At 69.6% G+C, this 13,301-nt stretch carries 13 protein-coding genes, 1 pseudogene and 1 riboswitch; of the genes and pseudogenes, 10 read left to right on the top strand and 4 right to left on the bottom strand.

What is annotated here, in order from left to right:
- Position 1 precedes the first annotated feature (1 nt).
- The 5 genes from RM788_RS14650 (at position 2) to RM788_RS14670 (ending at position 4,477) form a co-directional block, all read left to right on the top strand.
- Positions 2 to 874, top strand: coding sequence for a carbohydrate ABC transporter permease (locus RM788_RS14650; protein ID WP_315932195.1), 873 nt, complete (start codon positions 2 to 4; stop codon positions 872 to 874).
- Positions 871 to 1,683, top strand: a complete 813-nt coding sequence (locus RM788_RS14655) for a carbohydrate ABC transporter permease (RefSeq protein ID WP_315932197.1) — start codon at positions 871 to 873, stop codon at positions 1,681 to 1,683. Before RM788_RS14650 ends, RM788_RS14655 begins: the two co-directional genes overlap by 4 nt.
- A gap of 46 nt (positions 1,684 to 1,729) precedes the next feature.
- Complete coding sequence (locus RM788_RS14660) at positions 1,730 to 2,776, top strand: LacI family DNA-binding transcriptional regulator (RefSeq protein ID WP_315932199.1); 1,047 nt, start codon at positions 1,730 to 1,732, stop codon at positions 2,774 to 2,776.
- A gap of 58 nt (positions 2,777 to 2,834) precedes the next feature.
- Complete coding sequence (locus RM788_RS14665; RefSeq protein WP_315932200.1) at positions 2,835 to 3,704, top strand: NmrA/HSCARG family protein; 870 nt, start codon at positions 2,835 to 2,837, stop codon at positions 3,702 to 3,704.
- A 62-nt stretch (positions 3,705 to 3,766) separates the two neighbouring features.
- Positions 3,767 to 4,477 (top strand): DUF899 domain-containing protein, encoded by a 711-nt coding sequence (locus RM788_RS14670; protein WP_315932202.1) that lies wholly within the window; start codon positions 3,767 to 3,769, stop codon positions 4,475 to 4,477.
- Between the two features lie 198 nt (positions 4,478 to 4,675).
- Here the strand turns inward: RM788_RS14670 and RM788_RS14675 are convergent, their stop codons facing one another.
- Complete coding sequence (locus RM788_RS14675) at positions 4,676 to 5,143, bottom strand: NUDIX hydrolase (protein ID WP_315932203.1); 468 nt, start codon at positions 5,141 to 5,143, stop codon at positions 4,676 to 4,678.
- Positions 5,144 to 5,205: 62 nt separating this feature from the next.
- Positions 5,206 to 5,282, top strand: a riboswitch (S-adenosyl-L-homocysteine riboswitch).
- Positions 5,283 to 5,299: 17 nt separating this feature from the next.
- Here RM788_RS14675 and ahcY point away from each other — a divergent pair.
- Positions 5,300 to 6,760 (top strand): adenosylhomocysteinase, encoded by a 1,461-nt coding sequence (gene ahcY, locus RM788_RS14680; RefSeq protein ID WP_315932204.1) that lies wholly within the window; start codon positions 5,300 to 5,302, stop codon positions 6,758 to 6,760.
- Between the two features lie 39 nt (positions 6,761 to 6,799).
- On the opposite strand, the gene RM788_RS14685 is transcribed toward ahcY, so the two are convergent.
- Together RM788_RS14685 and RM788_RS14690 are read right to left on the bottom strand one after the other, a co-directional pair.
- Entirely contained in the window at positions 6,800 to 7,363 is a 564-nt protein-coding gene (locus tag RM788_RS14685) for a hypothetical protein (RefSeq protein WP_315932205.1), read from the bottom strand.
- A gap of 39 nt (positions 7,364 to 7,402) precedes the next feature.
- Positions 7,403 to 7,876 (bottom strand): DUF309 domain-containing protein, encoded by a 474-nt coding sequence (locus RM788_RS14690; protein ID WP_315934635.1) that lies wholly within the window; start codon positions 7,874 to 7,876, stop codon positions 7,403 to 7,405.
- A gap of 298 nt (positions 7,877 to 8,174) precedes the next feature.
- Here RM788_RS14690 and RM788_RS14695 point away from each other — a divergent pair, with 298 nt between their 5' ends.
- From RM788_RS14695 to RM788_RS14710, 4 genes and pseudogenes are all read left to right on the top strand, one after another.
- Positions 8,175 to 9,671 carry a glycosyltransferase family 39 protein gene (locus RM788_RS14695; RefSeq protein ID WP_315932207.1) on the top strand — a complete coding sequence of 499 codons (1,497 nt, stop codon included), beginning with the start codon at positions 8,175 to 8,177 and terminating at the stop codon, positions 9,669 to 9,671.
- Positions 9,672 to 9,819: 148 nt separating this feature from the next.
- Positions 9,820 to 10,989: an endonuclease gene (locus RM788_RS14700; protein ID WP_315932208.1), complete on the top strand. Its 1,170-nt coding sequence runs from the start codon at positions 9,820 to 9,822 to the stop codon at positions 10,987 to 10,989.
- Positions 10,990 to 11,081: 92 nt separating this feature from the next.
- A pseudogene (locus RM788_RS14705) lies at positions 11,082 to 11,402 on the top strand (ArsR/SmtB family transcription factor); the annotation flags it as partial.
- Positions 11,398 to 11,877 (top strand): SRPBCC domain-containing protein, encoded by a 480-nt coding sequence (locus RM788_RS14710; protein ID WP_315932211.1) that lies wholly within the window; start codon positions 11,398 to 11,400, stop codon positions 11,875 to 11,877. The pseudogene RM788_RS14705 and the gene RM788_RS14710, both read left to right, overlap by 5 nt.
- Positions 11,878 to 13,065: 1,188 nt before the next feature.
- On the opposite strand, the gene RM788_RS14715 is transcribed toward RM788_RS14710, so the two are convergent.
- A complete protein-coding gene (locus RM788_RS14715; protein ID WP_315932212.1) occupies positions 13,066 to 13,290 on the bottom strand; it encodes a hypothetical protein in 225 nt (74 codons plus the stop codon).
- Between the last annotated feature and the right edge of the window lie 11 nt (positions 13,291 to 13,301).

The raw sequence follows: 13,301 nt of genomic DNA on the forward strand, positions 1-13,301 counted from the left end.
GATGCGCCAACGACCGTCGTTCTGGTACGCCGCACCCGCTTTCGCGTTCTTCGCGCTGTTCGCGGCGTTGCCCATGGTCCTCGTCGTGCTCTTGAGCTTCACGTCGTGGGACGGACTGGGGACTCCGCAACCGAACGGGGTGGACAACTGGGCGCGGCTGGCCGATGACGGTCAGGCGTACGACGCGGTGGGCCGCACCGTGATCCTGATGGTGGTCTCGTGGCTGGTCCAGACGCCGATCTCGCTGTTGATCGGCGTCTGGGCCGCGGGCCGCCAGCGTTCCCGCGCGGTGCTCAGCTCCATCTTCTTCCTGCCGCTGCTGCTGTCCACGGCCGCGATCGCGCTGCTGTGGAAGGCGATGTTCGACCCGAACTTCGGCGTGACGCAGTCGTTCGGCGGGCCGCTGGGCGACATCCAGTTCCTCGGCGACCCGTCGATCGTGCTGTACACGGTGGCCTTCGTGATCACCTGGCAGTACGTGCCGTTCCACACGCTGCTCTACCAAGGCGCGGCACGGGCGATCCCGCGCAACCTCTACGAGGCGGCCACGATCGACGGCGCCGGGCGGTTGCGCCAGTTCGTCCACATCACCCTGCCGCAGCTGCGGTACACGATCATCACGTCGTCGATCCTGATGATCGTCGGCTCGCTCACCACGTTCGACACCGTCCTGATCCTCACCGACGGCGGCGGGCCGGGCACCGCGTCCCGCATCGCGCCGCTGCACATGTACATCACCGGCTTCAGCGGGTTCGAGATGGGATACGCCAGCACGATGGCAGTGCTCCTCGTGATCGTCGGCACCGCGCTGTCGCTGCTCGTGATGCGGGTGACCGGGTACCGGTCCATGACCAGTCAGCAGGAGGGCGCGTGAAGCGCAACGTGCCCGCGGGGGCGTCGGCCCTGGTGTGGCTGGTCCTCGTGGTGGGACCGCTGTACTTCATGGTCGCGGCGAGCCTGCGCAGCAGGGCCGACTACCTGTCGAGCAGTCCGCTCAAGCCACCGGACCACCCGACGCTGGACAACTACCGGACCGTCCTCACCGGCGGGTTCGGCGGCTACCTGCTGAACAACGTCATCGTCACGGTCGCCACCGTCGCGATCGTCGTGCTGCTCGGCGTGCCCGCGGCCTACGCGATCGTGCGGAGCCCCAGCAAGCTCGTGCAGCGCGGGTTCACCCTGCTGCTGGCCGGGCTGGCGATCCCGGCGCAGGCGACAATCATCCCGGTCTACCTGCTGATCACCCGGCTGAACCTGTACGACAGCCTCACCGCGATCATCCTGCCGACGGCGGCGTTCGCGCTGCCGGTGGCCACGCTGGTGCTGACCAACAGCCTCCGCGACGTGCCGAAGGAGCTGTACGAGGCGCAGACGATCGACGGCGCGGGCGCGTTCGGGGTGCTGAGGTACCTGGTGCTGCCGCTCGCCAAGCCCGCGATCGTGACGGTCGTCGTCTACACGGCGCTCAACGCGTGGAACGGGTTCCTCTTCCCGCTCGTGCTGACGCAGTCGGACTCGACCAGGGTGCTCACGCTCGGCCTGTGGAACTTCCAGGGGCAGTTCGGCACCAACGTGCCCGCGCTCCTCGCGGCGGTCACCCTGTCGGTGTTGCCGATCTTCGTCGTGTACCTGATCGGCAGGCGATACCTGCTCAGCGGCCTGACCGCCGGATTCGGCAAATAGGCCCCGATAGTTTCGACCCTGGCCATCCCTGTCGTAGACTGCCGGCATGTCAGCGAAAGCCGAGCCCTCCGCATCCGGCGGGCCCGCGTCGGGAAAGATCACCATTGCCGACATCGCGACCGAGGCAGGCGTGTCGGTACCGACAGTTTCGAAGGTGATGAACGGCCGCACGGACGTGGCCGCGCACACCAGGGAACGCGTCGAGGCGATCATCCGCAGGCACGGGTACCAGCGTCGCGGCGACGACAGGTCGCGCAGGTCCACCCTGGTCGAGCTGATGTTCCACGAGCTGGAGAGCGCGTGGGCGTTGGAGATCATCCGGGGCGCCGAGCAGGTCGCCCGCGAGCACGGGCTGGCCGTCGTCATGTCCGAGTCGCAGGGCAGGCTGACGCCCGGCCACGGCTGGCTGGAGAGCGTGATCGCGCGCCGACCGCTGGGCGTGATCGCGGTGTTCTCCGACCTCAGCGCCACGCAGCTGGCGAAGCTGCGCGCCCGCGACATCCCGGTCGTCGTGGTCGACCCGGTCGGCGAACCCGGCACGGAGACCCCGTCGATCGGCGCCACGAACTGGAACGGCGGGCTCACCGCGACCCGGCACCTGCTGGAGTTGGGGCACCGCCGGATCGGGATGATCGGCGGTCCGGAGCGCGTGCTGTGCAGTCGGGCCAGAGTGGACGGTTACCGCGCCGCGATGGAGACCGCCGGGCTGACCGTCGACCCCGGTCTGGTGCGCTACGGCGACTTCCACGTCGAGTCCGGGTTCAAGCAGGCGGCCGTGCTGCTCGCGCGCCCCGACCGGCCGACCGCGATCTTCGCGGGCAGCGACCTCCAGGCGCTCGGCGTGTACGAGGCCGCGCGGGCCGCGGGCCTGCGCGTGCCCCAGGACCTGAGCGTGGTCGGCTTCGACGACCTGCCGCTGGCCGAGTGGGTCGGCCCGCCGCTCACCACGGTGCGGCAGCCGTTGCAGGACATGGCCGCCGCGGGCACCAGGCTCGCGATCACGCTGGCACGCGGTGAGAAGCCCGAGCACCGGCGCATCGAGTTGGCCACGACACTGGTCGTCCGGCACAGCACGGCTCCCCCGGCACCTTGATCCAGTTGGTCCCGCACTGGATAGTGTGCGACCAACTGGTCCGGCACTGGAGGTCGTCGTGGGTAAGACCGTCGTGGTCGTCGGGGCTACCGGCAAGCAGGGCGGCGCCGTCGCGGCCCACCTCCTCGCCGACGGGTGGCACGTCCGCGCCCTGACCAGGGACGCGCTGAGCCCGGCGGCTTCGGCGCTCACCGGGGCGGGCGCCGAGGTGGTCGTGGCGGACATGGACGACCCCGCCTCGCTGGAGCGGGCCTTCGACGGCGCGGACGGCGTGTTCAGCGTCCAGCCCGCGCCGCACGACCCCGGCGCGCCGGTGGGGTACAGCACCGGGGCCGAGGTCCGGTGGGGGCGCAACGTCGCCGACGCCGCGGCCGTGTCCGGTGTCGCCCACCTGGTCTACGCCTCGCTCGTGGAGGCCGCGGAGCACACGGGCGTGCCGTCGTTCGACAGCAAGTGGGAGGTCGAGCAGCACATCCGGTCGCTCGGACTGCCCGCCACCGTGCTGCGCCCGGTGACGTTCATGGACGGCCTCGTCGTGTCGAAGGACGTGCTCGACGGCTCGTTCACCCACGTCCTGGACCCCGACACCCGCTACCAGCTCATCGGCGTCGACGACATCGGCGCGTTCGCCGCCCTCGTGTTCGGCGCCCCGGAGCAGTACGTCGGGCGGTCGCTGACCATCGCGGGCGACGAGCGCACCCCGCGCGAACTCGCCGCGGTCCTCGGCCGCGCGCTCGGCCACCCCGTCGCCTACCACCAGATCCCGATGTCCCTGATCCGCCGGCACGACCCCGGCCTGGCCTCGGTGTTCGAGGCCCCGGTGGCGCCGAAGGCGGACGTGGCCGGGCTGCGGGCGGCGCATCCGGGGCTGATGACGTTCGAGGCGTGGCTGTCCCGCCACGGCAGGGCCCAGCTCGCCGCGCTCTAGTCGGCCGCACCGATGATTACCGGCTCGTCCGGGGGTCTACCCCTGTGACGAGAGGAGATCCCGTGAACCTGCCGAAGGTGGTTTCCCGCGAGGAGTGGCTGGTGGCGCGCAAGGAGCTGCTGGCCAAGGAGAAGGCGGCGACGAGGGCGCGCGACGCGCTGAACACCGAGCGCCGTGAGCTGCCCATGGTCCGGATCGACAAGGAGTACGAGTTCGACGGGCCGTCGGGGAAGGTGACGCTGCTGGACATGTTCGAGGGCCGCCACCAGCTGGTCCTCGGCCACTTCATGTTCGACCCGGCGTGGGACGAGGGGTGTTCCAGTTGCAGCGCGGGCGCCGACGAGGTGTCCGACGGGCTGGTCAGGCACCTGAACACGCGGGACACGTCGTTGGCGTTCGTGTCGCGTGCGCCGATCGGGAAGATCGAGGCGTACAAGGCGAAGAAGGGGTGGACGTTCCCCTGGTACTCGTCGTTCGGGACGGATTTCAACCACGACTTCCACGTGACGCTGGACCCGGCCGTGCTGCCCGCCGAGTACAACTACCGCCCGGTCGACAACGCCGAGCCGGGTGAAGCACCTGGTCAGAGCATCTTCCTGCGGGACGGGGACGAGGTGTTCCACACCTATTCCAGCTACGCCCGCGGCGCCGAGGCGACCGGCGGGTCGTACTACTACCTCGACCTGACGCCGCTGGGGCGGCAGGAGGACTGGGAGCTGCCCAAGGGGCGCAGTTCGAACGCTCGGGACGCGACGCCGAACTTCGAGCGCTAGCCGCGCACCGCGTTCGCGACATCACGCGATGCGCTGAACCGATCCCCCCGTCCGGCGGGCCCCTCCGCCGCTTCGAGAACACCCGGAAGCGGCGGAGGGGCCCGCCGTGGCGCTCGAACCAGTGGCCACTCGGCCCTCGTCTCATCGAGGGCTCCTCCGCGGAAGTTCCGGCCAGAGTGGCCGAGTCGACGCCGGACCTCAGCCCTCCGGCAGCGCCACCAGCCGGTCCAGGAACACCGCCTGGCCCTTCACGATCTTCGTCCGGGCCTCCTCCAGGCCGAACCACTCGACCCGGTCGAGTTCCGGGAACTCCTTCACCTGCCCCGACTTCGGCGGCCACTCCATCTCGAACGTGCCCGGCACCACGTCGGCCGGGTCGAGGTCGCCGCGCACGGCCCAGGCCGTGACGACCTTGCCGCCGGACTGCTTGACCTCGCCCAACGCCACGAGGTCGCCTTCCGGCAGCGGCAGGCCGAGTTCCTCCTGGAACTCGCGCCTGGCAGCGGTTTCCGGCTCTTCGTCGTCGAGGTGCTCGCCCTTGACCAGGGACCAGGCGTGGTCGTCCTTCCGGGCCCAGAAAGGGCCGCCCATGTGGCCGAGGAGGATCTCCGGGCCGTTGTCGGTCTTGCGGAACAGGAGGATTCCGGCACTGCGCTTCGCCGCCATGCACCCGATTGTGCCAACCGGTTCGCGTTGACAACCCGGCGGAGGCCTTGCGATGCTGGAAACGAGTCGAGAGGCGCTGCGACGGGGTGACCCGCCACGCTCGGCTCGAGACTCCACCCCCCAAGGGCGCCTCCTGACACAGGAGGCTGGTGGGTTTTGAGCACGAAGCTGCAGAAGGTCAACGGGATCGAGTTCGCGGTGGCGGACCTGTCGCTGGCGGAGTCCGGGCGGCACCAGATGCGGTTGGCCGAGCAGGAGATGCCCGGTCTGATGGCCACTCGGCGCGAGTTCGCGGAGTCCCAGCCCCTCAGGGGCGCGCGGGTCGCGGGGTCGCTGCACATGACGGTGCAGACGGCTGTGCTGATCGAGACGCTGGTGGCGTTGGGCGCGGACGTGCGGTGGGTGTCGTGCAACGTGTTCTCCACGCAGGACGAGGCCGCGGCGGCCGTGGTGGTGGGTCCGAACGGGACGCCCGAGGAGCCGACCGGGACCCCGGTGTTCGCCTGGAAGGGTGAAACGCTGGAGGACTACTGGTGGTGCACGGACCAGCTGTTCCAGTTCGCCGACGGGCTCGGGCCGAACATGGTCGTCGACGACGGCGGCGACGCGACCATGTTGGTGCACAAGGGAGTCGAGTTCGAGGCGGCGGGCGCGGTGCCCGCACCCGCGGACGAAGACTCCGAGGAGACCCGGATCTTCCTGGCCACGCTGGCGAAGTCGCTGGCCGAGGACGCCGGCCGGTTCACCCGGATCGCCGCGGCGGTCAAGGGCGTCACCGAGGAGACCACGAACGGCGTCAAGCGGCTCTACAAGCTGGAGACCGACGGGACGCTGCTGTTCCCGGCGATCAACGTCAACGACTCCGTCACGAAGTCCAAGTTCGACAACAAGTACGGCATCCGGCACTCCCTTGTGGACGGTCTGAACCGCGGCACCGACGTGATGATCGCGGGCAAACTCGCGGTGATCTGCGGTTACGGCGACGTCGGCAAGGGCGCGGCGGAGTCGTTGCGGGGTCAGGGCGCGCGGGTCGTCGTGACCGAGATCGACCCGATCTGCGCGCTCCAGGCGTCGATGGAGGGGCTCGACGTGGTGGCGCTGGACGACGTGATCGCGAAGGGCGACATCTTCATCACCACCACCGGCAACCTCGACATCATCATGGCCGCCGACATGGCGAAGATGAAGCACAACGCCATCGTGGGCAACGTCGGGCACTTCGACAACGAGATCGACATGGCCGGGCTGGCGAAGGTGCCCGGCATCAAGAAGGTCGAGATCAAGCCGCAGGTGCACGAGTGGCGCTTCCCGGACGGGCACTCGATCATCGTGCTGTCCGAGGGCAGGCTGATGAACCTGGGCAACGCCACCGGGCACCCGAGCTTCGTCATGTCGAACTCGTTCACCAACCAGACGATGGCGCAGATCGAACTGTTCACGAAGCCGGACGAGTACGGCAAGCAGGTCTACGTGCTGCCCAAGCACCTGGACGAGAAGGTCGCCCGGCTGCACCTCGACGCGCTCGGCGTGAAGCTGACGAAGCTCACGCCCAAGCAGGCCGAGTACATCGGTGTCGAGGTCGAGGGCCCGTTCAAGGCCGACCACTACCGGTACTGACCCACCGGGGCGGGCGGCACGTCGCCGCCCGCCCTCCGGTCAGCGCTGCTGCCACATCGAGTAGACGAGGTTGTCGTCGTCCGCGCAGACGACCTGGGGCATCGCGCCCTCGGGAATCTGGTTGCAGGACATCGATCCCACGGCCAGCGGCGGCAGACCGGTCTTCGGTTCGGAGCGCTGGGCGTAGTAGTCGACCAGGACGGCGGCGGCCTTGTCGCAGTCGAGCCCGCCCGCCGGGGTCTCGACGACGACGGCGAGCATCTCCTTGCCGAGCGCGCCGGTGAACGGGCGGTCGCAGTACTGGGCCGGCGCGCTCTCGTCGACGAACGTCGGCGGTGGCGTCGGCGCGGGCCCCGGACCGGTGGTGGTCGGACTCGCCGTGGTCGTGACGACGGTGGTCGTCGGCGCGGCCGTGGTCGGCCTGGTGGTGGTCGGCCGTGCGGTGGTCGTGGTCGGCCCGTTCGGCGACGGCTCCCCCGAACCGCTCCCGGCGACGACCGCGGAACACCCTCCGACGAGGACGGCCAGCAGCGCGGCGCCCGCGAAACCCAAGCCCCTGATCCCGCCCATGCCGCTCCCGCCGTCGCCGCGCACCCCTGTCACCAGGTAGGACGCACGCGGCGGCCGTCGGTTCCCGCGCGGTCAGCGCCGCACGAGGTGCGGGGTGTTGGCGGCCAGCGGCAACTCGCCCGACGCGGTGTCCAACGTGGTCGCCAGCGCCGCCGCCCAGTCGCGCAGGCCCGCGATGTCGATGCCGTGCGGCGGCACGTCCAGGTAGGGCGCGATGTTCTTCGCCCCGCGACGCAGCAGCGAGGCACCGCCGTTCGTGTTGCCGCGCGCCGCGTGGGTCAGGCCGACGGCCAGCTGGGCCATCCCCCGCCACAGCTCGCGCTCCGGCCCGTCCGACAGCTTCCAGGCGTCTTCCAGCACCTCGTGCGCGTGGAACGGCATTCCCGCGTCCAGCAGGCGCTGCGCTTCCACCAGGGACTCGGACGGCGTCCGCGGCACGCCCTCGGGCTGGCGTTCCACGCCCGGCACGCCGTAGGGCAGCGGACGGCCGAGACCGTCGCGGGGACGGGCGTTGCGGGCCCGCCCTTCGGGGTCGCGGTCGCGCACGGGCGTGGTGGCCGGGCCCGCGACCAGCTTCGGCGCGTCCGGCGCGAAGCCGCAGTGCTCGCACGTGGTCGAGTCAGGACGTTCCCGGATCCGACCGCACTCCGGGCAGACGGCGTCCAACCAGCAGGCCGGGTCCCCTTGCTCCGCATCCACGCCTTGATCCTCCCACGTCCCTCCAAACCCCGTCGCGCGCCGGAAACCGGGGTGCTGGCCCCACCCCTGTGGGGGTGTTCGCCCCATCGTCGCGGCGGTCGCGGCTCCCTAGGTTCTCAAGGCACACGGACCTGGGGGAAAGATCATGAGCACGGTTGTCGAGGCACCACCGCGGTCGCGGCTGGTGTACGGCGTTGCGGGACTGGTCGGAGCAGTCCTGGTCGCGCTGTCGGGCGGGTACGGCTACCACGGTGACGAGCTGTACTTCGTGGCGGCGGGCCGCCACCTGGCGTGGGGGTATCCGGACCAGCCGCCGCTCACGCCGCTGCTGGCCCGGCTGATGGACCTCGTCGCACCCGATTCACTGGTGGTGCTGCGGATTCCGGCCGCGATCGCGGCGGCGCTGACGGTGCTGTTCGTCGGGCTGATCGCCCGCGAGATGGGCGGACGGCCGCGGGCGCAGATCATCGCGGCGACGAGCGCCGCCGTGTCCGGCCTGGTGCTGGTGCCGGGGCACATGCTGCACACAACGACCATCGACATCTGCCTGTCCGCGGCGCTGACGTGGCTGGTGGTGCGGGTGCTGCGGACCGGCGCCGAACGGCTGCTGCTCGCCGCGGGCGCGGTGCTCGGGGTGGGGCTGCTGAACAAGTACCAGATCGCGGCGGTCGCGATCGCGCTGGTGATCGGCCTCGCCGTGGCCGGACCGCGCGGTCTGCTGCGCAGCCCGTGGTTCGCGGCGGGAGTGCTGCTGGCGCTGGCGATCTGGGCGCCGAACCTGTGGTGGCAGGCCCAGCACGGGTGGCCGCAGTTCGAGATGGCGCAGTTGATCAGCGAGCGCGGCGGCAACGGCGCCCGGCTCGGCTTCATCCCGCTGCAACTCGTCTACGTCAGCCCGTTCCTGGCCCCGCTGTGGATCGCGGGTCTGGTCCGGCTGCTGCGCACACCCGCGTTCCGCTTCCTCGGCGTCGCCTACCTGCTGCTGGCCGCGGCGTTCATCGCGGCGGGCGGCTCGGCGCTCTACCTGTTCGGCGCCTACGCGGCACTGCTGGCCGCTGGTGGCATCGCCGTCGACGGGTGGCTGGAGCGCGGAGCGAACGGCCGCCGCGTGGCCATCGGCGCGTCGCTGGTGGCGTCCGCGGCGTTCGTCGTGCCGCTGGCGTTGCCGGTCGTGCCGCTCGGCGGGCTGTCGACGATCCCGGTGGTCAAGCTCAACGGGCTGACGGCGGAGCAGTTCGGCTGGCCCGAGCTGGCCGAAACCGTGGCGGACGTGCACCGCGGATTGCCCACTGGTCAACGCGAACACGCCATCGTGCTGACCGAGAACTTCGGCGAGGCCGCCGCGCTGGAGCGCTACGGGCCCGCGCTCGGCCTGCCCGCCGTCTACAGCGGCTACCGCGGCTACGCCGACTGGGGACCGCCACCCGAGACGGCGACCACCGTGCTGCTCGTGGGTCCCGGCACGAAGACCGGGCCACCGGCGTGGGCCGTGCGGGCCTGCCGCGACGGGGTGCGGCAAGTCGCGGCGACGAACAACGACCAGGGGATCAAGAACAAGGAGCAGGGCGGGAAGGTGTGGCTGTGCTCCGGCCTCGGCGAGTCCTGGGCGACCCTGTGGCCCGGTATCCGCCACCTGGACTGAGCCACTCCGACACCGGATTGCTCCGTATCGTTCATCCTCCAGGACCTGTTCTCATGGCAGTCTTCATCCCATCGTGTGACGTTTAATCACACTGCGTAGCCCGTGGATCCCTGCCCACGGGAGCGCCGCCCTCGGGAGAGGACACGCCATGCTCAAATCCCGTGTCGCCCGGTGGAACGCCGTGGGTCTGTTCGTCGTGGCGACGATCGTCGCCGTAGTCGTCCAGGTCCCCACCGCGTCCGCCGCCACACCGATCACCGTCGCCCAGGCCATCGCCCAGCAGACCGGGGCCTCGGCCACGGTCCGCGGCTACGTGGTCGGCCAGCCCACCGCGACCAGCACCGTCATCCGGTCGAACTTCCCCAACGACTACGCGCTCGCCCTCGCCGACTCGGCGAGCGAGACCGCCACGTCGAAGATGGTCTACGTCCAGATCACCGCCTCGTTCCGGTCGGCGTGGGGGCTGCAGAGCAATCCCGCCCTGCTGGGCAAGCAGCTCGACGTCACCGGTCCCCTCGGCGCGTACTTCTCGCACCCCGGCCTCACGTCCCCGACCGCGTTCGCCCTGACGGGCGGCGGCGGCACCACCCCGCCGACGACCACTCCGCCCACCGGGACGCCCGGTGACTACGACGGCACGTACTACCTGCCCGCGATCGGGAAGACCGGCACGGCCCTGCGCACGTCGTTGAACCAGATCATCAAGACGCAGACCAAGCTGACCTACGAGCAGGTCTGGGACGCGTTGAAGCTGACCGACCAGGACCCGAACAACTCGAACAACGTGATCCTGCTGTACTCCGGCACCTCACGGGCGAAGAGCCTCAACGGCGGCAACCCGGACGACTGGAACCGCGAGCACGTCTGGGCCAAGTCGCACGGCGACTTCGGCACCGCGACCGGTCCCGGCACCGACATCCACCACCTGCGGCCGTCCGACGTGACGGTCAACGCAGACCGCGGCAACAAGGACTTCGACACCGGCGGCACCCAGTCCACCGAGGCTCCCGGCAACTACACCGACGCCGACTCGTGGGAGCCCCGCAACGCCGACAAGGGCGACGTCGCCCGGATGATCTTCTACATGGCCATCCGCTACGAGGGCGCCGACGGCTTCGCGAACCTCGAGGTCAACAACAGCGTCAGCAACGGCTCCAACCCGTACATGGGCAAGCTGTCCGTGCTGAAGCAGTGGAACACCCAGGACCCGCCGAGCACGTTCGAGAAGCGTCGCAACCAGGTCATCTACGACACCTTCCAGCACAACCGCAACCCGTTCATCGACCACCCGGAATGGGTCAACTCGATCTGGAGCTGAGCCGCAGCCGAAGGGGGCCATCCACCGGGTGGCCCCCTTCGGCGTGTCCGGAGGTCTTTACATGTGACCATTTGGTCACGTATCTTTCGTCCGTGACCGACGACGACCGCGTCTTCAAAGCGCTCGCCGACCCCACCAGGAGGTTCCTGCTCGACCTGCTGTTCGAACGCGATGGCCGCACGCTCACGGAATTGGAATCGGAACTGGCGATGACCAGGTTCGGCGTCATGAAGCACCTCGGCGTCCTGGCGGAAGCCGGCCTCGTCGTCACCCGCCGCTCAGGCCGCGAAAAACTCCACTTCCTCAACCCCGTCCCGATCCGACTGATCCACGACCGCTGGATCGACAAGTACACCGAGCACCGCGTCACGGCACTGACCGACCTCAAGGCCCAGTTGGAGGCAGCACATGAGCACGACGACCGTCCAGGTGCACCGGGTGTGGATCAAAGCGACCCCGCAGGCGGTCTGGGACGCCATCACCAACCCTGAGTGGAACACCAGGTACGGCTACGGCTGCCCCAGCGAGTACGACCTCCGCCCCGGCGGCACCTACCGCGTCCTCGCCAACGAGGCCATGACCCAACACGGCGCCCCGCCCGTCATCATCGACGGCGAAGTCCTCGAATCCGACCCGCCCAACAGGCTCGTCCAAACCTGGCGCGCCAACTTCAGCCCCGACCTCACCGCCGAGGGCTTCACCCGCCTGACGTGGGAGATCACCGAGGAGTACGGCGCGGTCCGCCTCACCGTCACCCACGAACTCGAAGGCGCCCCAATGACAGCCGCCCAGGTCGCAGGCGACATCCCCGGCGCCGGAGGCGGCTGGACGTACATCATCAGCGACCTGAAAACCCTGCTGGAAACCGGCAAATCGTTCGCCAGCTAGACCCGCTCTTCCATCCCGCGAAGCCAAACGCCGGTCCAACGCCACAGCGCCGGGTCCAACAAGCTCGAATGCTTCGTCCGGCACAGAGCGTCGGGCGCCTTGTCCGGCGCAGCCTGGATGCTTCGTCCGACGCAGAGCGTCAGGCGCCTTGTCCGGCGCAGTCCGGACGCCTTGTCCGGCCGCGCAGCCCGAATGCTTCGTCCGATGCAGAGCGTCGGGTGCCTTGTCCGGCGCAGAGCGTCGGATGCCTGACCAACGCGAAGCGAGGTGCCTGGTCCGGCGCGCAGCCCGGATGCCTGTCCGGCGCAGCTCGGATGCCCGACCGACGCGTAGCGAGGTGCCCGGTCCGTCGCGGAGCGTCGAATGCCCTGTTCGATGCGGAGCGTCGAATGCCCGAGTCAGGCGCAGCCTGATGCCCTGTCAGGCGCAGCCTGATGCCCTGTCAGGCGCAGCCTGATGCTGGCGAAGCCAGACCTCCCCACCCGCCCCCGATCCGAAGCCCGCTCTCGCTTCACCCCCGCTTGTCAAGATGGCTTTATCGTCTTGACAAGCGGGGGTGAAGTGCTAGAGACAATGTGGCGACGGGGGGCGTTTCGCTCCCTGAACCCAACCCCGACGACCCCCACCCCGACACCCCGACCACACCCAACAGCACCCACCAAACACCCCCGAACAGCAAAAACCCAAGGTCCCCCCAACGTGAGAACCCCCCGAAACCCAAGGTACTCACAGGGTCCGACATTCCCCACGACTCAAATCCCCACGACCCAAATCCCCACCACTCAACACCCCTCACCACTCACCCAATCCCCCCGACATTCGCCTCCCCCACCCACCCCGGCGCATCACCCCGCTCCGCCGCCGGGGCCCTCCACCACCCGGAGCAGCCATTCGTGCACGGATGCCTCACTTCCCGCAGCACGAGCCCCTCCGGTCCCGATTCGGGTTGCAACCAGGCCATTTCGCCCGTTCCACCGCAAAGGCCGCACGGGGGCCGGGACCTGGCCGATCCCTCCGCAGGTTCCACAGATGCTCCTGTCCATCGCGATTCCGGAGCCGTGGCAACTCGGACACTCGCTCATCCAGCAATCGGATCACACCCAGTGTCGGATGTAACGCGGTGGGCACCTCTGATCACCCGAAGGTGGTGCGATAAAAGGGTAATGGGACCGTTGGGCCATTCGTGTCTCAGCGGCGTCCGGTGTTGCGCGGGTGGTTCTTCGCGGTGCGTTCGTTGCCGTGCCGGTACTGGCCCGTCCACCTCGCCATGACCTCCTGCGGGTCGTCCTCGACCTCGGCGAGGAACTCGGCGGCCCTGGCGCCGCGGAGGGTGGCGGCGACGCGGCCGTGGTGCAGGACGACGACCGTCCCATCCGGGCGGGTCGTGCTGGTGAAGCCCTGTGGTGGTGGCATCGGGGCAGTGT

Source organism: Umezawaea sp. Da 62-37 (assembly GCF_032460545.1).
Taxonomy (GTDB): Bacteria; Actinomycetota; Actinomycetes; order Mycobacteriales; family Pseudonocardiaceae; genus Umezawaea.

Coding starts and splice junctions, on each gene's coding strand:
- RM788_RS14710 (WP_315932211.1), top strand. CDS start 11,398: ATGAGCACGACGACCGTCCAGGTGCACCGGGTGTGGATCAAAGCGACC.
- RM788_RS14715 (WP_315932212.1), bottom strand. CDS start 13,290: ATGCCACCACCACAGGGCTTCACCAGCACGACCCGCCCGGATGGGACG.
- RM788_RS14700 (WP_315932208.1), top strand. CDS start 9,820: ATGCTCAAATCCCGTGTCGCCCGGTGGAACGCCGTGGGTCTGTTCGTC.
- RM788_RS14660 (WP_315932199.1), top strand. CDS start 1,730: ATGTCAGCGAAAGCCGAGCCCTCCGCATCCGGCGGGCCCGCGTCGGGA.
- RM788_RS14650 (WP_315932195.1), top strand. CDS start 2: ATGCGCCAACGACCGTCGTTCTGGTACGCCGCACCCGCTTTCGCGTTC.
- RM788_RS14675 (WP_315932203.1), bottom strand. CDS start 5,143: ATGGCGGCGAAGCGCAGTGCCGGAATCCTCCTGTTCCGCAAGACCGAC.
- RM788_RS14695 (WP_315932207.1), top strand. CDS start 8,175: ATGAGCACGGTTGTCGAGGCACCACCGCGGTCGCGGCTGGTGTACGGC.